This is a genomic window from Burkholderia anthina (assembly GCF_001547525.1).
Taxonomy (GTDB): domain Bacteria; phylum Pseudomonadota; class Gammaproteobacteria; order Burkholderiales; family Burkholderiaceae; genus Burkholderia; species Burkholderia semiarida.
In genome coordinates this window covers 1,670,155-1,689,913 of sequence record NZ_CM003768.1, presented here as the reverse complement: position 1 = coordinate 1,689,913, position 19,759 = coordinate 1,670,155, and the positions used below count along the sequence as shown (strand labels likewise).

Here is a 19,759-nt window from a genome sequence, read left to right as displayed (position 1 = left end):
GTATCCGGCGCGAGCATCGGAGCGAGTACGGGCCTGCTGCGGCGGATTTTTGGCGATTTCGTCACGGAACTGGATGCGTCAGGATTCCGGATCGAACCCGTGTTCGTCATCCGACGGCGGTAGATCGAGAACGAGCTTGACCGCACTGTAGTTTGCCTTGAGCGAGAACACGCGGCCGATCACGAGAAACGTCTGCCGGGAGTTTTCGAGCTCGACGAAGTCGCCCGGTTGCGGGACGTGCGCGCCCTGATCATACGAAAAGCTGGTGCTCGTTTGCTCGCCGATGGCTTCCGCCGCGTGCTCGGTGAATTCGATCGTGATGTGCGTGGTCATGCGAACCCCGTTGGGTCGATTGAAAAGGGTGGAGGGTTCGATTTTCGCATAGCGGCCGGCTGGATTCGGGCCGATTTCGGTGCGGCATGTGGCGCCGATGGCGCGCCATGTCGCCTTTGCAGAAGGTGAAGCAGATCATCAGGCGGTGGCACGCATGAGAGAACAGGGTCGCCAGGAAGCGATGTATCCATGGCGCGTTAGCCGTTGTGCCGGGCAGAATCGCTCAGCGTGCCTGCCGCGCCGCCGCCCGAATGTGGCGCGACGACACGCTGATGAATGGTTGCCGCCTGATCGGCGGTGTCGAGCGTGACGGTCCCTGACAGGCGTGCCCACTCGACCGAAGCGAGCACGTGTCACGCAACGCGCACGCTTCGGCTCACAGCGCCAAGGTGGTGATCGTCGGATCCCATTCGTAGTAGCTATGGAACTTTTGCGTTTCCCCATCGGGCGCGAGCGTATACAACGCAAACCGGATCCAGAAACTCTCCGTTCCGTTTCCAATGACGCGCGTGTCAAAGAGCGAGAACGACCTCGGGACATGAATCGCATCAAGGCCGTCCTTCGTCTCCGGATTGGGCTCCGCGGCCCGCGCCAACGTATAGCCGCGGTGGGTCAGCCCGATTCCCGGGCGCAAATCCATCGCCTTGTCGGCATAAACCGGAATGGCACCATCAGGAGCCGTGGTGTCGTGAAGATCTGGGCGAAGATTTCGACCACGCGCCAGCGCGCCCGGGGCCGGATAGAGCCCGCAATTTCGGTTTTCTGTCCCCATTAACACGCTTTGCCCGCGCCGTGAGGGGCGGGGGATGCGGACCGTCCGTCCCCCGACGCGATCGTCAATGACCGGCACGGAGCCGACGAGCACCCGGCATGGGCGCGCACCGGCTAGCGCTGTGGGATTTTGCCTCGCCGTCCCTAAACGGCTGTAAACTCACGCTTTTGCCGCCACGCCCCCACACCCCAGATGTCTCAGTCCCCCAAAGTAGGTTTTGTCAGCCTCGGCTGCCCGAAAGCGCTCGTCGATTCCGAACAGATCATCACGCAACTGCGCGCCGAAGGTTATGAAATCTCCGGCAGCTACGACGGTGCCGACCTCGTCGTCGTGAACACCTGCGGCTTCATCGACGAAGCCGTGCAGGAAAGCCTCGACGCGATCGGCGAAGCGCTGACCGAAAACGGCAAGGTGATCGTCACCGGCTGCCTCGGCGCGAAGTCGAGCGCAAGCGGCTCGAACCTGATCGAGGAAGTCCACCCGAAGGTGCTCGCCGTCACCGGCCCGCACGCGGTGGGCGAAGTGATGCAGGCCGTGCATTCGCACCTGCCGAAGCCGCACGACCCGTTCGTCGACCTCGTGCCCGCGGCCGGCATCAAGCTCACGCCGCGTCACTACGCATACCTGAAGATCTCCGAAGGCTGCAACCACCGCTGCACGTTCTGCATCATCCCGTCGATGCGCGGCGACCTCGTCTCGCGCCCGGTCGCCGAAGTGATGCTCGAAGCCGAGAACCTGTTCAAGTCGGGCGTGAAGGAACTGCTCGTGATCTCGCAGGACACGAGCGCATACGGCGTCGACGTGAAGTACCGCACGGGCTTCTGGAACGGCAAGCCGATCAAGACGCGCATGACCGACCTGGTCGGCGCGCTCGGCGAGCTCGCCGCGCAGTACGGCGCATGGGTGCGCCTGCACTACGTGTATCCGTATCCGAGCGTCGACGAAGTGATTCCGCTGATGGCCGAAGGCCCGTTCAAAGGCCACGTGCTGCCGTATCTCGACGTGCCGTTCCAGCACGCGCACCCGGACGTGCTGAAGCGCATGAAGCGTCCGGCGAACGCGGAGAAGGTGCTCGAGCGCGTGCAGAAGTGGCGCGAGATCTGCCCGGACCTGACGATCCGCAGCACGTTCATCGCGGGCTTCCCCGGCGAGACGGAAGAACAGTTCGAAACGCTGCTCGACTTCATCCGCGAAGCGGAACTCGATCGCGTCGGCTGTTTCGCGTATTCGCCGGTCGAAGGCGCGACCGCGAACGACCTCGATGGCGCGCTGCCGGACGACGTCCGCGAGGAACGCCGCGCACGCTTCATGGAAGTCGCCGAGGAAGTATCGGCGAACCGCATGCAGCGCAAGGTCGGCAAGACGCTCAAGGTGCTGATCGATGAGGTGAGCGCAGAAGGCGGCATCGGCCGCACGGCAGCCGACGCGCCGGAAATCGACGGCGTCGTCTACGTCGAGCCGGCGGCGAAGGCATCGAAGCGCTACAAGGTCGGCGATTTCGTGTCCGTGAAGATCACGGGCGCCGACGGCCACGATCTGTGGGGCGAGGTGTAAGCGATGGCCGCCGCATTCCCGGAGATTCTCGCGCTCGGCGAGGCGATGATCGAATTCAACCAGTCGCAGCCGGGGCGTCCTGAATTCCTGCAGGGCTTCGGCGGCGATACGTCGAACTTCTGCATCGCGGCGGCGCGCCAGGGCGCGTCGACGGGCTTCGTGTCGGCGATCGGCGACGATCCGTTCGGCCGCCTGCTGGCCGACATGTGGGCGTCGGAGCGCGTCGACACGACGTACGTGCGGATCGACCGTTCGGCGCCGACCGGCGTGTATTTCGTCACGCACGGCGCCGACGGCCATCAGTTCGACTATCTGCGCGCGGGGTCGGCGGCGAGCCGCTATGCAGCGGCCGATCTGCCGTTCGACGCGCTGGCCGCGGCCAAGGCCGTGCATTTGTCGGGCATCAGTCTTGCGATCAGCACGGCCGCGTGCGACGCGGCATTTGCGGCGATCGATCATGCGCGCAGCAACGGCGCGCAGGTCAGCTTCGACACGAACCTGCGGCTGAAGCTGTGGCCGCTGCCGCGTGCCCGCGCGGTGATGCGCGAGGCGCTGCGCCAGACGGACATCTGCCTGCCGAGCTGGGACGATGTCACGGCGCTCACGGGCGCGAACGATCGCGACGCGATCGTCGACGCGATGCTCGAACACGGGCCGCGGGTCGTCGCACTGAAGCTCGGCAAGGAAGGCGCGTATGTCGCGACGCCGAACGAGCGGCGCGTCGTGCCGGGCTTCGCGGTCGAGGCCGTCGACGCGACCGGCGCGGGCGACTGCTTCGGCGGCGCGTTCGTCGCGCGGATCGTCGCGGGCGACGATCCGTTCGCGGCCGCGCGCTATGCCAACGCGGCGGCGGCGCTGTCGACGACCGGTTACGGCGCGGTCGCGCCGATTCCGCACCGCGATGCGGTGGAACGCCTGATGCAGGGCTGACGCGAAACGCGCAAGCCGGCGCCTTTGCGGCGCCGGTTCGCGCGGCCACGCAGGAACCGGGTCTCGACCCGGCACGGTCCGCGGTTGTCGGGCCAATCTGAAGCAAGGAGCAACACAAGGTGGGTCGATATTCGGAATGGCAACGGGCGCTCGTCGTCGCGGGTGCGCTGGCAGCAGGCGTCGCGATGCCGACGGTGGTCGCGGCGCAGGCCGTCGTACCGGGCGTGCAGCAGGATGAACCGGCGCCGGCGCGGCCGCTGAAGCCGAATCCCGAGTTCGCCCGCCTGCCGCGCTACGAAGGCACGCTCGGCGATCGGCCGATCGTCGTGCATCTCGGCCCGAAGACGGACGAGGAAGGCGTGCACGGCGAATACCAGTTCGCCGACACGGGCGAGGTCGTGCTGCTCGCGGGCGACCGCGACGGCGATACGCTCGAGATCGAGGAGTCGAACGACGGCACGAACATCACCGGCGTGTGGATCGGCCGCTTCGACGCCACGGGCGACCTGAAGGCCGACCGGATGAATTCGGACGAATCGGACCCGCAGCCGGTCGTGCTGCGTCTGGCGCCGGGCAAGCGCGCGGCGCTGCAGGTGCGCGACGGCCGCGTGAACGAAATCGAGACGGTGGGCGGCATCGTCAACCTGCGTACCGACGACTGAGCGTGTGCTGGCTCGGTGTGCGCGGCGCGCATTGTACCGGGCCAAACGCATCGATTTTGGCTAATCTAGCGACATATTCCGCAACCGAACGGCCTCGTGCCCGGCTCCCCGTCATGACTGCATCCACTCCCAAGCGCGCACTGCAAACCCGTATCGTTCAACCTGACGACATCATTCCGGAAGGCTTCCGTTCGTTCGTGCCGCCCGTCGCGCGCGCGTCGACGGTCGTGTTCCCCGATCTCGCGACGATGCGCGCGCTGGTCTGGCACGACGACAACCAGTGGCGCTACGGGCTGCATGCGACGCCGACGTCGCTCGCGCTCGCGCAGCGGCTCGCCGAGATCGAAGGCGGCACGCACGCGCTGCTGCAGCCGTCGGGCCTCGCGGCGATCATGAACGTCTACTTCGGGATCGTGAAAGCGGGCGACGACGTGCTGATTCCGCATAACGTGTACGGCCCGAACGCCGATTTCGGCAACTGGCTCGCGAAGGATTTCGGCCTGACCGTGCGCTTCTACGATCCGCTGATCGGCGCCGGCATTGCCGGGCTGATCCAGCCGAACACGCGACTGATCTGGCTCGAGGCGCCCGGCTCGGTGACGATGGAAGTGCCCGACGTGCAGGCGATCACGGCGGCCGCGAAAGCGCGCGGCGTGGTCACCGCGATCGACAACACCTTTTCTGCGGGGCTCGCGTTCAAGCCGTTCGAGCACGGCGTCGACATTTCGGTGCAGGCGCTGACCAAGTACCAGTCGGGCGGCAGCGACGTGCTGATGGGCGCGACGATCACCGCGAACGCGGAACTGCACGCGAAGCTGAAGCTCGCGCGGATGCGCTGCGGGATCGGCGTGTCGGTCGACGATTGCTCGCTCGTGCTGCGCAGCCTGCCGAGCATGCAGGTGCGCTTCGACGCGCACGGCAAGAGCGCGCTCTCCCTCGCGCAATGGCTGAAGACTCGACCGGAGATCGCGGCGGTGCTGCATCCGCAGATCGCCGACTGTCCGGGGCATGCGTCGTTCATGCGTGATTTCACGGGCGCGGGTGGGCTGTTCTCGGTGGTGTTCGACGCGCGCTACAGCGCGGAGCAGGTCGACCGTTTCGTCGAGTCGCTCGAGCTGTTCGCGATCGGCTGGAGCTGGGGCGGCGCGTGCAGCCTCGCGATGCCTTACGACGTCGCGTCGATGCGTCCGGACTGGCCGCATCGCGGCACGCTGGTGCGTTTCTACGTGGGGCTGGAAGACGAAGCCGACCTGCGCGCCGACATCGAGCGGGCGATGCAGGCCACTCTCGGCTGATCGCACGCCGGCAACGTCCGGCACAAAAACAAAACGCCGGCGCGATGCGATATCGCGCCGGCGTTTTTCATTGACGGTGCGGCGGGATCAGAACAGGCGCAGCAGCCCGTCGAGGCCGACATGGTCGAATGCGACGGTGGCCGCATCGCGCACGACGGGCTTCGCGTGGAACGCGACCGACAGCCCGGCTTCGGCCATCATCTTCAGGTCGTTCGAGCCGTCGCCCATCGCGATCGCGCGGCTCGGCTCGAGGCCGAGCGACGCGCACGTCTCGCGCAGCAGGCGCGCCTTCACGTCCGCGTTGACGATTTCGCCGAGCACCTTGCCGGTGAGCTTGCCGTCGACGATCTCGAGCGTGTTCGCATGCGCGTAGTCGAGGCCGAGGCGGGCTTTCAGCCGCTCGGTGAAGAACGTGAAGCCGCCCGACACGAGCAGCGTCTTCAGGCCGGCGGCCTTCACGCCGGCCAGCATCGTCTCGGCGCCCGGCGACAGTTGCAGCCGTTCTTCGTACACGCGCTCGAGCGCGTGCGCGTCGAGCCCGGCCAGCAGCGCGACACGGCGCGTGAGGCTTTCGTTGAAGTCGCGGATCTCGCCGCGCATCGCCGCTTCGGTGATCTCCGCGACTTGCGTTTTCAGCCCGCAGAAATCGGCGATCTCGTCGATGCACTCGATCGTGATCAGCGTCGAATCCATGTCCATCACGGCGAGCCCGAAATCGCCGAGCGTGCGGCCGGCCTCGACGAAGCCGAAGTCGAGCGCGTGCGTGCCGCAGTACGCGTCGATGTCGAGGCGTTGCGCGGGGTTCGCGTCTTCGATGCGCAGCGCGTGATCGTCGGTCTGCACGACGCGGGTGCCGCGCGACAGCGCGAGCAGCGGTTTGTGATGGGCGTCCGACAGCGGCGCAAGACTCTGGATGACGAGATTGTGGGTCATGACGAGTGGTTGGGAGGCGAATGAATGACGTGCGCGGCCCGCGGGCGGCCGCCTGCGAACGCGGGCCCCGTGCGGCTGCGGGCCGTTGCGTCGCGAACGCGCCATTGTAGCCGGTTGGCCGCGCAGGGCGGCCGGCGCCGGAGCGAAACCCGTGCGCGCAGCGGTGGCGCTCACCCGTTTGCGCGATCCCAGTACGGCGGATCGCCGAAATGCTCGGCCAGGAACGCGATGAACGCGAGCGTTTTCAGCGGCACGTGCGCGCGGCTCGGATAGACGGCCCAGATCGCGACGTCTTCCGCGAACGGGTAATCGTCGAGCACGGTGACGAGCGCGCCGCTCGCGAGCAGCGGGCCGACGTCCCAGGTCGACTTGATCGCGATCCCGAAGCCGTCGACGAGCGCTTCGCGGATCGCCTCGCCGTTGCTTGCAACGAGCCGGCCGCCGACCCGCACCGTGAGCGGGCCCTGCGGCGTCGCGAACGACCAGTCGCGCTGGTCGCCGAGGATCACGCACTCGTGCTGCGTGAGGTCGGCCGGATGGCGCGGCGTGCCGCGTTCGGCGAGGTAGGCGGGCGAGCAGCACAGCACGCGGCGGTTGGCGGCGAGCTTGCGGGCGACGAGCGTCGAATCCTTCAGCGCGCCGAGGCGGATCGCGACGTCGTAGCCGTCGTCGACCAGATCGACGATCTCGTCGGACAGCCGCAGATCGAGCGATACGGACGGGTAGCGGCGCAGGAACGCGGGAATCACCGGCGCGACGTGCTGGCGGCCGAACGACGACGACATCGACACCTTCAGCCGCCCGTACGGCTCGTGGCGGCCGCGGCCCACCGACGCGCGCGCCGCATCGGCGGCTGCCAGCAGCGCGTCGGCGCGCGCCATGAAGATTTCGCCGTCCTGCGTAAGGCTGATGCGGCGCGTGGTGCGATGCAGCAGCCGCGCGCCGAGCTGGCGTTCGAGTTGCGCGATGCGCGCGCTGGCGACCGCGGCCGACACGCCGAATTCTCGCCCGGCCGCGCTGACGTTCGCGAGCAGCGCCGCGCGCACGAACAGCGCGACGTCGAGCAGGTCGAGCGGCTTGTCGGGCGCAGGCATCGGATCGGGCGTCATTATTCTGAAATTCCTGAAAATGTTTCAGGAAATATAGCGGTTTTCTCGAATGATCGGGGTGTCTACGATGGCACGCATGGAGGTTGCGCCGCAGCCTGTCCGAATTCCGTTGAAAGGAGTATCGAGATGAAAGCCGTTGGATTGACCCGTTATCTGCCGATCGACGACCCGCAAGCGTTGCTCGACGTCGAACTGCCGCAGCCCGTGCCGGGCCCGCGCGATCTGCTCGTGAAGGTCGAGGCGATTTCCGTGAACCCGGTCGACACCAAGGTGCGCGCGCCGAAGCCGCAGGTCGAGGAGACGCCGCGCGTGCTCGGCTGGGACGCGGCCGGCACGGTCGTCGCGGTCGGCGCCGACGTCACGCTGTTCCGGCCCGGCGACGAAGTGTTCTACGCGGGCAGCATCACGCGGCCCGGCGCGAACAGCGAATTCCACGCGGTCGACGAGCGGATCGCCGCGCTGAAGCCGCGCACGCTCGACTTCGCGGCGGCCGCCGCGCTGCCGCTCACCGCGCTGACCGCGTGGGAAGCGCTGTTCGACCGGTTGCGCGTGTCGCCGCAGGGCGCGGACGCCGGCAAGTCGGTGCTGATCATCGGCGGCGCGGGCGGCGTGGGTTCGATCGCGATCCAGCTCTCGAAGACGCTCGGCAAGTTGCACGTGATCGCGACCGCGTCGCGGCCGGCGTCGGCGGAATGGGTGCGCGCGCTGGGCGCGGATACGGTGGTCGACCATTTCGGCGACCTGCCGGCGCAGTTGCGCGAGCTCGGGCATCCGACGGTCGACTACGTGCTGATCTTCAACGATACCGACCATCATTTCCCGGCCGCGGCGGAAGTCATCCGGCCGCAGGGCGGCATTTGCACGATCGTCGAGAACGCGAAGCCGGTGCCGGTCGAATTGCTGAAGGCGAAGAGCGCCGCGTTTCATTGGGAATTCATGTTCACGCGCGCGATGTTCGAGACGCCGGACATGATCGAGCAGCACCGGATCCTCGGCGAAGTCGCGCGGCTCGTCGACGGCGGCACGCTGCGCACGACGCTCGGCGAACAGCTCGGCACGATCAACGCCGAGAACGTGCGGCGCGCGCATCGGATGCTCGAGGGCGGGCGCGCGATCGGCAAGCTCGTGCTGAGCGGGTTCTGAGCCGGGTACGCGCGATTAAGGTCGCGGCGCCGCGAACGCAAGCGGGGTAACACCCGATGCGTTTGCGGCGCATTGCGTCCCGCTTGGCGGTAGACTGGCAGCGCATCATGCATCTAAAACCGCGCGGCACGCGCGTGCCGCCGCATGACAAGGAGGTCAGCATGAGCCAACGCAGCTTGTCGGTCGCCGCATCGTGGTCGGTCGTGTTCGCGGCGGCGTGCGCCAGCGCGAGCGTATTCGCGGCGCCGCCGGTCAAGGGCAGCCTGAAGGGCGGCGGTACCGGACAGCTCGAATACACCGTCAAGGTCGACTCGAAGACCTTCGGCAACACACAGGAGACCCGCAAGATTCGCTCGGGCGAGACGGACGATTTCAACTGGAAATCGGTGCCGCCGAGCGGCGCGGTCGCGATGCCGGATGGCTGCCCGAACGCCGACAACCTGCCGCGCGACGCGAACGGCGCGATGGTGCGGCAGACCCAGGTGCGGCTCGCGCCGTCGGTCGACGCGAAGGGCGTCGCCAACGTGCAGTTGAGTTTCCAGGCGGCCGCACCGAAAGGCGCGCGCAGCGTGACGGCCGGCGGCAAGTCGCTGCAGTGTCCCGACGTCGTGTCGGTGAGCCAGGTGAAGTGGGTGTCGATTCCGACCAACGGCGGGTCGAAGTCCGTGACGATGAGCGACGGAACCAAGGTGACGGTGTCGATCAAGCATTGAGCGGTGCGCGCGAGCCGGGGCTTCTTCGGTGCGCGCGCAACCGGTTCGATTGGCGTGACGAGCAGGGCGGCGTGCGAGCAAGTCGCGCCGTGCCGCCGTTGCAATGCGTCCCGCTGCCCGCTTCGCGGTACGGCTCGCGCCGCCGCCGCCGCGCGTCACTGCGTGCGCTCTTCGAGCCGCGACGCGAGAAAGCGGTGATCGGCCGAGAACAGCCGGCGATAGGTCATCAGCACCGCGCCGACGGTGCCGAGCGCGGACGCCGCGGCGATCAGGAACATGATCACGATCTGGTAGCGCACGGCCTGCAGCGGCGACTGGCCGGCGAGCACCTGGCCCGTCATCATCCCCGGCAGGCTCACGACGCCGACCACCGCCATCTGGTTCAGCGTCGGCAGCATGCCCGCGCGCACGGCCTGGCGTGCGGCGTCCTGCGCGGCTTCCCAGCGCGTCGCACCCAGCGCGAGCGCGGTTTCGACGCGATCGCGGCGTGCCGTGAGTTCTTCCATCATCCGCTCGACGCCGAGCGAGACGCCCGTCAGCGTATTGCCGAGAATCATCCCGAGGATCGGGATCGCATACTGCGGCGCGTACCACGGATGGATGCGGATCACGACGAACAGACCGACCGCCGCGACGAACCAGCTGCTGAACCAGATCGACGCGATGCTGTCGACGCGCTGGCCGCGGTACGTGCGCTTGCCGCGCCCCGCGCCGGCGAAGCCGGCGATCAGCGTCATCAGCGCGGTGAGCGGCAGCACGACGTACCAGTGCGGATGGCCGAACACCCAGCCGAGCACGTAGCCGATCGCGAGCAACTGCACGACGGTGCGCACCGCCGCGAGCGCGAGCTTGCGGCCGAGGCCGAGCGACAGCGCCGCCGAGATCGCGCCGTTGACGGCGACGAGCGCGGCGGCGATGCCGACGTCGACTAGGCTCAGGTCCTGCAGTGCCGGGCTCATTGCGCGGCCTCCGCCGGGTTGGCCGCGTGCAGGACGCCGGCCTGCATCACGAGCCGTATCGTGCCGATCCGCGCGGCCTGGGCCGGATCGTGCGAGATCCACATGTAGGCCCGTGCGTCGGGCGCCGCGTCGAACCACGCGCCGACGAGCGCCTCGATCGCGCGCGCCGATTCGGGATCGAGCGCGGAGGTCGGCTCGTCCAGCAGCAGGACGTCGGGGTCGAGCTGCAGCACGCGCAGCAGCGCGGTAATCTGCGCTTCGCCGCCGGACAGGTCGCTCGCGCGCTTGTCGAGAAAGTCGGCGCCGCGGCCGGCCTGCGCGGCGAGCGCTTCGGCGCGCGCGCGATCGAACGCGACGTCGCGATAGATCGCGAGCGAGTAGGGGTAGCGCAATTGCGATTCGACGGTGCCGTCCATCTGCGCCGGGCGCTGGCGGACATAGGCGATGCTGCGCCGGTAACGCGGGATCGCACTGCGCCGAATCCGGCGGCCGCGCCACAGGAGGTGACCGCCGTCGAGCGGATCGAGCAGCGCGAGCGCGCGCAGCAGCACGCTCTTGCCCGACCCGGACGGTCCGGTGATAGCAATTCGCGATCCCGCGGCGAGGCTGAAATCGGTCGGGGCGAGCAGCGTCTTGCCGCTGCTGGCGTCGCGCCGCGTGATGTGCCGCGCGTCGATGAGGCCGGTGGGGGAGGTCATGTCAAAAATGAAAAAAAGCGTTAATGGCGCCGAAAGGCCGCCATCTCGTGCGCCATAATACCGATTGAAAAGCCGCAGTTGTCGTGCGCCGTTCGTCCACGCAAGCGGCCCGGCATGGTGCGGCAACACTTCAGAACAACAACGGAACCGCCATGACGCTAGCCCGAACCATCGGCAAATCGGCTGCATGGATCGTCGGTATCGTCGCGGTGCTCATCGCGGCGGCCGGCATCTTTCTCTTCACGTTCGACTGGAACCGCGCGAAACCGTGGGTCAACGAACAGGTGAGTACGGCACTTGGCCGTCCGTTCGCGATCAACGGCGATCTCAAGGTCGGCTGGCGTCGTCCCGATGGCGAGACCGGCTGGCGCGCATGGGTGCCGTGGCCGAGTTTCTCCGCCACGCAGCTCGAGATCGGCAATCCCGACTGGGCGCAGGCGCCCAAGTTCGTCACGCTCGACGCCGCGCACTTCGACCTCGCGATCCTGCCGCTGCTCGCGCATGAGATCGTGATCCCGTCGATCGACGTGGTGAATCCCGCCGTCGATCTCGAGCGGCGCGCGGACGGCAGCAATACGTGGACGTTTCAGTTCAAGCAATCGTCGCAGCCGTCGCGCTGGAAGGTGCGGCTCGACAGTTTCGGTTTCGCGAAGGGCACGGTCACGTATCGCGACGCGATCACGAAGGCCGATCTGACCGTCGCGATCGATACGCTCGGCCAGCCGATCCCGCTCGGCGACGTGTTGAAGGAGCAGGAGCAGAAGTCGCGTGCGGCGTCGGCGCAGCGCGTCGGCAAGCACGGCGCCGCGCAACTGGGCGCGAAGGTCGATGCGCAAGCCGCGTCGGGCGCGTCGGCGGCGAGTGCGGCTGCGGCCTCGGGTGCGTCGGCGGCGAGTGTCGTCGCTTCGGCGGCTGCCGGTTCGTCGGGTTCGTCGGCTTCATCCGCGCCTCCCGCGTCGGCGGCTGCCGCGTCCGGCGCGAGCGGGGCCGCGGCGCCCGCGAAGCCCGCCGGCCCGACCTATGCATTCGGGCTGAAGGTCGACGGCCGCTACAAGAACGTGCCGGTCAGCGGCACGGGCAAGGTCGGCGGCGTGCTCGCGATCCAGGATACGTCGCGGCCGTTCCCGTTGCAGGCCGACGTGAAGGCCGGCGACACGCGCCTCGCGATCGTCGGCACGCTGACCGACCCGAGGCATCTCGCGGCGCTCAACCTGCGGCTGTGGCTGCAGGGCACGTCGATGTCGCACCTTTACCAGCTCACGGGCATCACGCTGCCCGATACGCCGCCTTACGCGACCGAAGGGCGCTTGATCGGCAACTTCAAGCCGAACGCGAGCACCTTCCGCTACGAGAACTTCAACGGCCGCGTCGGCGGCAGCGATCTCGGCGGCACGCTCACCTGGGCGCAGCGCGAGCCGCGTCCGAAGCTGTCGGGCGAACTCGTGTCGAATCTGCTGCAATTCTCCGATCTCGCGCCGGTGATCGGCGCGGATACGGCCGCGAGCAAGGCCAAGCGCGGCGACACGACGCGCCAGCCGCCCGGCCGCGTGCTGCCGGTCGCGACGTTCCGTACCGAACGCTGGAGCGCGATCGATGCGGACGTGAAGTTCACCGGCCGCAAGCTGATCAAGAGCCCGGAGTTGCCGATCACCGACCTGTACACGCACATCCTGCTGCAGGACGGTGTGCTGTCGCTCGAGCCGCTGCAGTTCGGCGTCGCGGGCGGCACGCTCGCGACGAACGCGCGCCTCGACGGCAGCCGCACGCCGCTCAAGGGCCGCTTCACGCTGGCCGCGCGGCATCTGAAGCTCAAGCAGCTGTTCCCGACGCAGAAGGTGATGCAGACGGCGTTCGGCGAAATCAACGGCGACGCGTCGCTGTCGGCAACCGGCAATTCGCCGGCCGCGCTCGCGGCGACGTCGACCGGCGAAGTGAAGGCGCTCATCACCAACGGCCGCATCAGCCGCTTGCTGATGGAGGCCGCGGGGTTGAACGTCGCGAACGTCGTCTACGAGAAGCTGTTCGGCAACCGCGACGTCAACATCAACTGCGCGGCCATCGATTTCGTCGCGACTGACGGCATGCTCGACCCGAAGGTCTTCGCGCTCGATACCGACGATGCGCTGATCAACGTCGACGGCCCGATCAACCTGCGCGACGAATCGCTCGACCTGAAGATCCACCCGCACACGAAGGGATTCCGGATCTTCTCGCTGCGCTCGCCGTTGTATGCGAAGGGCACGTTCAAGAACCCGAAGGTCGGCGTCGATGCGGGCGCGCTCGCGCTGCGCGCCGGCGCGATGGTCGGGCTCGGGCTGATCAACCCGTTCGCGGCGCTGATCCCGCTGATCGCGCCGAGCAACAACCGGGACGTGCCGTGCTCCGAGTTGTTCGGGCAGATGAAGGCGCAGGCCGCGCAGAAGGCGGCCAAGAAGGCCGGCAAGTAATGCTCAGCCGCCGGAGCGGCTTGCTCCGGTGCGCTCGAGCGCCGGCTGTGCGACGCCGCCGCGGGCGTTCAGCGGCGGGCGCGTGCCCAGACGAGCACCGGTTCGACCTCCCGGCCGCCGATCCGGATCGGGCCGGCGGTGCCGAGTTGCAGCCGGTCGCCGTCCAGGCTGACGACACGCTGCTGGACGTTGCCGATCCAGTTCGGATACAGGCTGACGTCCATTTCATGAGTCAACGTGCCGTCGTCGTCGACGTTGAAGGGGCCTGAATACGCAATGTAGCCGTGCGCCGCGGCCGCGCGCTCCTCGACGCTGCCGCCCTGCAGGTCGCCGTCCGCGTAAGGCGGGCGGCCGGCCGCCATCAGCTGCGCGGACATGTAGCCGTCGGGCGTATAGAGGATCCAGCCCCGCGCGTCGCGGCCGAGCGGATAGGTGACGGTCCCGCCGTCACGCGGGCGGATTTCGTCGGACACGAGGCGCCATGCGCCGACGAGTCGTTCGCGAAGCTGGCTGGCGAGCATGCGGGATTCCGGTAGGACGGCGGTGACGCGCGTGCCGTCGTGTTGACGGGCCGCCGGGCGGCGGGCCGGCGTGGCCGGAATGCGCTGCCGGGGCGGGGCGGTCGGCAGTTTCTCCGACACCTGCTAAAATACACGGTTTTCCGTCGATTTCTCTCTTACGGGACCTGCCGTGCTTTCTACTGCCAACATCACGATGCAATTCGGGCCGAAGCCCTTGTTCGAGAATATCTCGGTCAAATTCGGCGAGGGCAACCGCTACGGTCTGATCGGCGCGAACGGCTGTGGCAAGTCGACCTTCATGAAGATCCTCGGCGGCGACCTCGAGCCGAGCGCCGGCAACGTCGCGCTGGAGCCGAACGTGCGCCTCGGCAAGCTGCGCCAGGACCAGTTCGCGTACGAAGACGTGCGCGTGCTCGACGTCGTGATGATGGGCCACACCGAGATGTGGGCCGCGATGACCGAGCGTGACGCGATCTACGCGAACCCGGAAGCGACCGACGACGACTACATGCACGCGGCCGAGCTCGAAGGCAAGTTCGCCGAATACGGCGGCTACGACGCCGAAGCGCGCGCGGGCGCGCTGCTGCTGGGCATCGGCATCGAGGAGAAGTTCCACAACGGCACGATGGCCGACGTCGCGCCGGGCTGGAAGCTGCGCGTGCTGCTCGCGCAGGCGCTGTTCTCGAAGCCGGACGTGCTGCTGCTCGACGAACCGACCAACAACCTCGACATCAACTCGATCCGTTGGCTCGAGCACACGCTCAACGAGTACAACTCGACGATGATCATCATCTCCCACGATCGTCACTTCCTGAACTCGGTGTGCACGCACATGGCCGACATGGACTTCGGCACGCTGAAGGTCTGGCCGGGCAACTACGACGACTACATGCTCGCATCGGCCCAGGCGCGCGAGCGCCAGGCGGCGGCGAACGCCCGCGCGAAGGAGCGCGTGGCCGAACTGCAGGACTTCGTGCGCCGCTTCTCGGCGAACAAGTCGAAGGCGCGCCAGGCCACCAGCCGCGCGAAGCAGATCGACAAGATCAAGATCGAGGAATTCAAGCCGTCGTCGCGCCAGAACCCGTTCATCCGCTTCGAGTTCGAGAAGAAGCTGCACAACGTCGCGGTGGTCGCCGAAGAGATCACGAAGAAGTACGAGCGCACGATCTTCCAGAACTTCAACCTGTCGGTGCAGCCGGGCGAGCGCATCGCGATCATCGGCGAGAACGGCGCGGGCAAGACGACGCTGCTGCGCTCGCTGCTCGGCAACCTGCCGCTCGATCACGGCACGGTGAAGTGGGCCGAGAACGCGAATGTCGGCTACATGCCGCAGGACACGTACGAGGAATTCCCGGACGACATCACGCTGATGGACTGGATCGACCAGTACCGCAAGGACGGCGACGACGAAACGATGGTGCGCGGCACGCTGGGCCGCCTGCTGTTCTCGTCGGACGACATCAAGAAGTCGGTGAAGGTGCTGTCGGGCGGCGAGAAGGGCCGCATGATCTGGGGCAAGCTGATGCTCGGCCGCCACAACGTGCTGCTGATGGACGAGCCGACCAACCACATGGACATGGAGTCGATCGAGTCGCTGCAGATCGCGCTCGAGCAGTTCGAAGGCACGCTGATTTTCGTGTCCCACGACCGCGAGTTCGTGAGCGGGCTGGCGAACCGGATCATCGAAGTGCGCACGGACGGGACGCTGTTCGACTTCGGCGGGAATTATGAGGAGTTCCTGGCGAGCCAGGGGCAGGAGTAAGTGCCCCGAGGTTTCCTCCGGGCGTGAGGCCAGGTCGGGCATCACCGCACGGAGCGAACCGCCAGAAGTGCTACGGGCCCGCATCGACAGCCATGTCGATGCGGGCTTTTTCATATCCGCCGGCCCGAACCCCGTCGTGCCGTGCATGCCGGTTTCCTCTGCTTGATCGACTTCGGGTAAATTACCCACCCAACACCCCCATCATTCCCCATTTCACCCGGAGCCGCCCTCGATGCAGGACCATCCTCTCCCGCTCGACCTGTCCTGCCTTGCGCCCAGCCTGTACGCGCAGGGCACCGAGGAGGGCATCCTGTCGCGCCTGATGGAGCGGATCGCGCCGACCCACCGCTTCTGCGTCGATATCGGCGCGAGCGACGGCCTGCGCAACAGCAATACCGCGCGGCTGCTGCGCGAACAGGATTGGGCCGGCGTACTGGTGGAAGGCAGCGCATACCGGTTCGGCAAGCTTGCCGCGCACTACGCCGGTGCGGAGCGCGTCCGCCTGCATCACGATCGCGTCCAGCCCGACACGGTCGATCAACTGCTCGCCGGGGCGAACGTGCCGGCCGACTTCGACCTGCTGTCGATCGACATCGACGGCAACGATTACTGGGTGTGGCGCGGCCTGCAAGCGTTCCAGCCGCGCATCGTCGTGATCGAATACAACCCGTACTACACGCCGCCCGAGCGCTGGGTCATGTGCTTCAATCCGGACCACGAATGGGACGGCTCGACCTATTACGGCGCGAGCCTCGAATCGCTCGTGCATCTTGGCAGGCAGAAGGGCTATGAGCTTGTGTGCTGCGACGACATGGGCAACAACGCGTTCTTCGTGCGGCGCGACCTGTACCCGCTGCTCGGCATCGCGAACAACGACCCGTCGGTGTTGTTCCGGCCGGCGATGTACAAGCTGCGCTACGTCGGACACAACACGTTCCTGACCGGCCATCCGTATCGGCACGGGCCGGCCGAGCACATCTGAATGGATACGCTCGCCGCCACCTTCGACGAGATTCGCGACGCCTACGGGCTCGGTCGCGGCGGGCTGCCGACGCAGGTCAGCGAGCGGGTGTGGCATCTGCCGACCGACAGCGGCGCAGGCGTGGCAGTCAAGCGCTATGCCGGCGAACACCATGCGCGTGCGATGAAGGAAACCGCCGTCCTCGCGCATCTGGAAACGCACGGCGATACTCGCTTCCATGTGCAGACGCTGAAGCGTACAAGGTCCGGCGAATCGCTTTGGTCGGGACAAAACTCCCATGCGATGCTGACGCGCTGGGAGGCAGGCCAGTTCAGAACCTACGATACGTTCTCGACAACCGAATGGGATGCGCTCGGCGCCAGTCTGGCCGCATTGCACGTGAGTCTCGAACAACTGCATCTGCCGTCGCTCGACACGATCCATGCGCGGCTGACCTCCATCGACGCGGATGCGATACGCGGCAGCCTGCTGGATGCACTCGATCGAGCCGATGCGAACGCTGCCGCCGCCCCGAACCTGCGCCGCTACGTCGATCTCGCGCTGCGCATGCTCGACCGCTACTATCCGGGCAGCATCGAAGCGTTTCCGGCCGACGACCCGCAGCATCCCGTTCACAACGACTACAACCAATTCAACTATCTGTTCACGGGTACGCTGCCGCCGTTGATCCTCGACTGGGAAGCGTCGATCGGTGCGCCGCGCGAATACGAACTGGTGCGATGCCTGAATCATTTGCCGCTGGAGGCGCCGGACCGCGCGGAAGCGTTCGTGCGTGCGTACCAGCGAGTGCGGCCGGTGAACCCGGCAAACATCGCATGGGCGGTCGATGCCGCATGCTTGCAGCACGCGCTGAAGCTGTGGATCGTGCAAGGCTGGCTCGACGATCCGTCGCGCTTCGCGTCGCATCTGAACGGCGCGGCGACGATGGCGTCCGCGATGGTGGACGCGCGTGGCCATCTGATCGATTTCTTTTCCCGTTGCGTGGAAGCAGGAAGCTGATGTGAGTACGAGCCCGAACGAGATCCCGAATCGGCCGCGCGCCGGCGAGCGGCAGCACGTGTTTCCGCCGCCGCTCGATCGCGATTACCGCGTCGAGGACGGACGCGTCCAGACGCGCTCGCTGGAAGCGCATATCGTCGATCACTGCAACCTCACTTGCGCGGAATGCTGCTCGCTGTCGCCGCTTCTGCCCGAGTGGCATGCGAGCCCCGCATCGATCGAAGCCGATTTGCGCAAGGCCGCGAAGGTGTTGCGCCCGCGCATGTTCAAGCTGGTTGGCGGTGAGCCGCTCCTGCATCCGGCGCTCGTCGAAATCGTCGAGCGCGCGCGCGGCACCGGCATCGCGCCCGTGATCTCGGTCACGACGAACGGCCTGAAACTCGGCGAGATGCCCGACGCGTTCTGGCAAGCGGTGGATGCGCTGACGATCTCGCGCTATCCGAAGCCGGCGCTTTCCACCGATCTGGTCGCGCATGTCGAGCGCCAGGCCGAGCGCTTCGACGTGCGTCTGAACTGGAAAGTGCAGGACGTGTTCACGACGATGAACCGCGCACAGCCCGGCACGGATCGCGACGAGGCCCGACGCCTTTATCACGATTGCTGGATCCGGGAGCGCTGCCATATGATTCGCGACGGCATGTTCTACACGTGCACGCGCCCCGCGCATTTCCATACGTTGTACAAGGGCGAGAAGGACTTTCAGGCCGACGGCCTGCCGCTGCGCGACGACGCCGGCATGCTCGACGCGATGCTCGCGTATCTGCAACGCGAGACGCCGCTCGAAGCGTGCCTGCATTGTCGGGGCGGCAGCGCGCCGGTCGCGCCGCATCGCATCCTGAAACGCATTGAAGTGGACACCTTGAAGGCTCGTTATCCATGATCGTCGGCACGCGCGACTCGTTCGGTTTCGATCGTCTGCACTACCATCCGCGCAGCGGCGTGTCGGCATCCGGCATCCGCGCCGTATTGCGGGCGTCGGGGCAACCGGCCGGCGCGCCGGACGCGGCCGCCATCGCGGGCTACCTGAGCGGCGAGCGTCTCGTCGGCCGTACCGTGCTGCGCGACGTGCTCGCGGTGCCGCCCGGTCATGCATTGATCCGGTCGCCGCAAGGGCTGACGGTGCAGCCGGCGCCCGAGCGGCCACGGCCAGCCGATCTCGACGCCGTGCTGTGCGCATCGCTGCAGCGCGCGCTCGACAGCGGCAAGCGGGTCGCGCTGGCGCTGAGCGGCGGGCTCGATTCGGCGCTGCTGCTCGCGTTGCTGCGCGAACTCGGCGCGTTGCGGCACGTGACGGCCTACATCCTTGCGACCGACATGCCCGATTACTGCGAACGCGACGCGGCGCTCGAACTGGCCGCGCAGATGCAGGCGAACGTGAAGATCGTGCGCGCGAACGAGGCCGATTTCGTCGCGGCGCTGCCGAGAACGACCCATGCGGTCGAGGAACCGATGTTCAACCTGCATCCGGTCGCGAAGCTGCTGCTGGCCGACGCGATGGCGGCGGACGGCGTCGAGGTGGCGATTACCGGCGACGGCGCGGATCAGGTCTTGCGCCGCGACCGCTCGGCCAACTATCTGCCGCTGTGCCATGCGCTGTTCGACGCCGCGTCGGTCGACCTGCATCCGCCGTTCGTCGATGCCGCCGTCGTCGCGCATCTGACGAGCATCGCGCCCGACCCGAACAAGCAGTGCTTGCGCGATCTCGGTGCGCGCCTGAATCTGCCGGACCGTCTCGTGCACGGCCCCAAGCGCGGGCGGCTCGCGCCGGCGATGAATCTCGCGACGCTGCTCGATCGCGGCCGCACGCAGGCACTGGCCGATACGCTCGGCCTCGCCGCGCCCACGTTGCAGGCGGATACCGAACGCGTGCTGTGGACGACGCTGACACTGCTTCTCGATCATCTCGATCGCCTTCACCGCGATGCCGCGCATCGCCCAACCTGAGCC

Annotated in this window: 19 protein-coding genes; 12 read left to right on the top strand and 7 right to left on the bottom strand. The window is 67.3% G+C overall.

The genetic code is table 11. The features are described from left to right. Window positions 1-78 precede the first annotated feature (78 nt). Together WS64_RS07765 and WS64_RS07760 are read right to left on the bottom strand one after the other, a co-directional pair. The gene (locus WS64_RS07765) at window positions 79-333 is read right to left on the bottom strand and encodes a hypothetical protein (RefSeq protein WP_059583515.1); all 255 of its coding nucleotides are present in this window, start codon (window positions 331-333) and stop codon (window positions 79-81) included. Between the two features lie 376 nt (window positions 334-709). Beyond that, window positions 710-1,105 (bottom strand): AidA/PixA family protein, encoded by a 396-nt coding sequence (locus tag WS64_RS07760; RefSeq protein WP_081103797.1) that lies wholly within the window; start codon window positions 1,103-1,105, stop codon window positions 710-712. Between the two features lie 192 nt (window positions 1,106-1,297). On the opposite strand from WS64_RS07760, the gene rimO reads away from it, so the two are divergent. The 4 genes from rimO to WS64_RS07740 all read left to right on the top strand — a co-directional run bounded on the left by rimO (window position 1,298) and on the right by WS64_RS07740 (window position 5,546). Then, window positions 1,298-2,659 carry a 30S ribosomal protein S12 methylthiotransferase RimO gene (rimO, locus tag WS64_RS07755; protein ID WP_060966175.1) on the top strand — a complete coding sequence of 454 codons (1,362 nt, stop codon included), beginning with the start codon at window positions 1,298-1,300 and terminating at the stop codon, window positions 2,657-2,659. 3 nt (window positions 2,660-2,662) lie between these two features. Continuing rightward, window positions 2,663-3,589: a sugar kinase gene (locus WS64_RS07750; protein WP_060966174.1), complete on the top strand. Its 927-nt coding sequence runs from the start codon at window positions 2,663-2,665 to the stop codon at window positions 3,587-3,589. A gap of 119 nt (window positions 3,590-3,708) precedes the next feature. Beyond that, a complete protein-coding gene (locus tag WS64_RS07745) occupies window positions 3,709-4,251 on the top strand; it encodes a hypothetical protein (RefSeq protein WP_059583507.1) in 543 nt (180 codons plus the stop codon). A gap of 113 nt (window positions 4,252-4,364) precedes the next feature. Then, window positions 4,365-5,546: a cystathionine beta-lyase gene (locus tag WS64_RS07740; protein ID WP_060966173.1), complete on the top strand. Its 1,182-nt coding sequence runs from the start codon at window positions 4,365-4,367 to the stop codon at window positions 5,544-5,546. Between the two features lie 87 nt (window positions 5,547-5,633). On the opposite strand, the gene serB is transcribed toward WS64_RS07740, so the two are convergent. Continuing rightward, complete coding sequence (gene serB / locus WS64_RS07735; RefSeq protein ID WP_060966172.1) at window positions 5,634-6,479, bottom strand: phosphoserine phosphatase SerB; 846 nt, start codon at window positions 6,477-6,479, stop codon at window positions 5,634-5,636. A 170-nt stretch (window positions 6,480-6,649) separates the two neighbouring features. Next, window positions 6,650-7,588 carry a LysR family transcriptional regulator gene (locus WS64_RS07730; RefSeq protein WP_060966171.1) on the bottom strand — a complete coding sequence of 313 codons (939 nt, stop codon included), beginning with the start codon at window positions 7,586-7,588 and terminating at the stop codon, window positions 6,650-6,652. Between the two features lie 126 nt (window positions 7,589-7,714). Between WS64_RS07730 and WS64_RS07725 the strand changes: the two genes are divergently transcribed. Then, a complete protein-coding gene (locus WS64_RS07725; RefSeq protein ID WP_060966170.1) occupies window positions 7,715-8,731 on the top strand; it encodes a zinc-binding alcohol dehydrogenase family protein in 1,017 nt (338 codons plus the stop codon). Window positions 8,732-8,892: 161 nt separating this feature from the next. Next, entirely contained in the window at window positions 8,893-9,444 is a 552-nt protein-coding gene (locus tag WS64_RS07720; RefSeq protein ID WP_059583526.1) for a DUF6013 family protein, read from the top strand. A 155-nt stretch (window positions 9,445-9,599) separates the two neighbouring features. Here the strand turns inward: WS64_RS07720 and WS64_RS07715 are convergent, their stop codons facing one another. Further along, window positions 9,600-10,403 carry an ABC transporter permease gene (locus WS64_RS07715; protein ID WP_059583499.1) on the bottom strand — a complete coding sequence of 268 codons (804 nt, stop codon included), beginning with the start codon at window positions 10,401-10,403 and terminating at the stop codon, window positions 9,600-9,602. Beyond that, window positions 10,400-11,101, bottom strand: a complete 702-nt coding sequence (locus WS64_RS07710; protein ID WP_060966169.1) for an ABC transporter ATP-binding protein — start codon at window positions 11,099-11,101, stop codon at window positions 10,400-10,402. The genes WS64_RS07715 and WS64_RS07710 overlap by 4 nt, the downstream gene beginning before the upstream one ends. Window positions 11,102-11,253: 152 nt before the next feature. On the opposite strand from WS64_RS07710, the gene WS64_RS07705 reads away from it, so the two are divergent. Next, entirely contained in the window at window positions 11,254-13,548 is a 2,295-nt protein-coding gene (locus tag WS64_RS07705) for an AsmA family protein (protein WP_060966168.1), read from the top strand. A gap of 68 nt (window positions 13,549-13,616) precedes the next feature. Here the strand turns inward: WS64_RS07705 and WS64_RS07700 are convergent, their stop codons facing one another. After that, window positions 13,617-14,069 (bottom strand): lipocalin-like domain-containing protein, encoded by a 453-nt coding sequence (locus WS64_RS07700; protein WP_060966167.1) that lies wholly within the window; start codon window positions 14,067-14,069, stop codon window positions 13,617-13,619. A 169-nt stretch (window positions 14,070-14,238) separates the two neighbouring features. Here WS64_RS07700 and WS64_RS07695 point away from each other — a divergent pair, with 169 nt between their 5' ends. The 5 genes from WS64_RS07695 to WS64_RS07675 all read left to right on the top strand — a co-directional run bounded on the left by WS64_RS07695 (window position 14,239) and on the right by WS64_RS07675 (window position 19,756). Next, complete coding sequence (locus tag WS64_RS07695; protein ID WP_059645954.1) at window positions 14,239-15,831, top strand: ABC-F family ATPase; 1,593 nt, start codon at window positions 14,239-14,241, stop codon at window positions 15,829-15,831. A 232-nt stretch (window positions 15,832-16,063) separates the two neighbouring features. Continuing rightward, the gene (locus tag WS64_RS07690; protein ID WP_060966166.1) at window positions 16,064-16,813 is read left to right on the top strand and encodes an FkbM family methyltransferase; all 750 of its coding nucleotides are present in this window, start codon (window positions 16,064-16,066) and stop codon (window positions 16,811-16,813) included. After that, entirely contained in the window at window positions 16,814-17,812 is a 999-nt protein-coding gene (locus WS64_RS07685; protein WP_060966165.1) for a phosphotransferase enzyme family protein, read from the top strand. A 1-nt stretch (window position 17,813) separates the two neighbouring features. Next, on the top strand, window positions 17,814-18,692 hold the full coding sequence (locus WS64_RS07680; protein ID WP_060966164.1) for a radical SAM family protein: 879 nt from the start codon (window positions 17,814-17,816) through the stop codon (window positions 18,690-18,692). After that, window positions 18,689-19,756, top strand: coding sequence for an asparagine synthase-related protein (locus WS64_RS07675; RefSeq protein WP_060966163.1), 1,068 nt, complete (start codon window positions 18,689-18,691; stop codon window positions 19,754-19,756). Before WS64_RS07680 ends, WS64_RS07675 begins: the two co-directional genes overlap by 4 nt. Window positions 19,757-19,759: the final 3 nt, after the last annotated feature.

What these genes read in the sequence shown, in the direction of transcription:
- WS64_RS07750 (WP_060966174.1), top strand. Translation starts at nt 2,663, where the DNA reads ATGGCCGCCGCATTCCCGGAGATTCTCGCGCTCGGCGAGGCGATGATC.
- WS64_RS07725 (WP_060966170.1), top strand. Translation starts at nt 7,715, where the DNA reads ATGAAAGCCGTTGGATTGACCCGTTATCTGCCGATCGACGACCCGCAA.
- WS64_RS07675 (WP_060966163.1), top strand. Translation starts at nt 18,689, where the DNA reads ATGATCGTCGGCACGCGCGACTCGTTCGGTTTCGATCGTCTGCACTAC.
- WS64_RS07730 (WP_060966171.1), bottom strand. Translation starts at nt 7,588, where the DNA reads ATGACGCCCGATCCGATGCCTGCGCCCGACAAGCCGCTCGACCTGCTC.
- serB (WP_060966172.1), bottom strand. Translation starts at nt 6,479, where the DNA reads ATGACCCACAATCTCGTCATCCAGAGTCTTGCGCCGCTGTCGGACGCC.
- WS64_RS07760 (WP_081103797.1), bottom strand. Translation starts at nt 1,105, where the DNA reads ATGGGGACAGAAAACCGAAATTGCGGGCTCTATCCGGCCCCGGGCGCG.
- WS64_RS07765 (WP_059583515.1), bottom strand. Translation starts at nt 333, where the DNA reads ATGACCACGCACATCACGATCGAATTCACCGAGCACGCGGCGGAAGCC.
- WS64_RS07685 (WP_060966165.1), top strand. Translation starts at nt 16,814, where the DNA reads ATGGATACGCTCGCCGCCACCTTCGACGAGATTCGCGACGCCTACGGG.
- WS64_RS07700 (WP_060966167.1), bottom strand. Translation starts at nt 14,069, where the DNA reads ATGCTCGCCAGCCAGCTTCGCGAACGACTCGTCGGCGCATGGCGCCTC.
- WS64_RS07720 (WP_059583526.1), top strand. Translation starts at nt 8,893, where the DNA reads ATGAGCCAACGCAGCTTGTCGGTCGCCGCATCGTGGTCGGTCGTGTTC.
- WS64_RS07715 (WP_059583499.1), bottom strand. Translation starts at nt 10,403, where the DNA reads ATGAGCCCGGCACTGCAGGACCTGAGCCTAGTCGACGTCGGCATCGCC.
- WS64_RS07740 (WP_060966173.1), top strand. Translation starts at nt 4,365, where the DNA reads ATGACTGCATCCACTCCCAAGCGCGCACTGCAAACCCGTATCGTTCAA.
- WS64_RS07690 (WP_060966166.1), top strand. Translation starts at nt 16,064, where the DNA reads ATGCAGGACCATCCTCTCCCGCTCGACCTGTCCTGCCTTGCGCCCAGC.
- WS64_RS07710 (WP_060966169.1), bottom strand. Translation starts at nt 11,101, where the DNA reads ATGACCTCCCCCACCGGCCTCATCGACGCGCGGCACATCACGCGGCGC.
- WS64_RS07705 (WP_060966168.1), top strand. Translation starts at nt 11,254, where the DNA reads ATGACGCTAGCCCGAACCATCGGCAAATCGGCTGCATGGATCGTCGGT.
- rimO (WP_060966175.1), top strand. Translation starts at nt 1,298, where the DNA reads ATGTCTCAGTCCCCCAAAGTAGGTTTTGTCAGCCTCGGCTGCCCGAAA.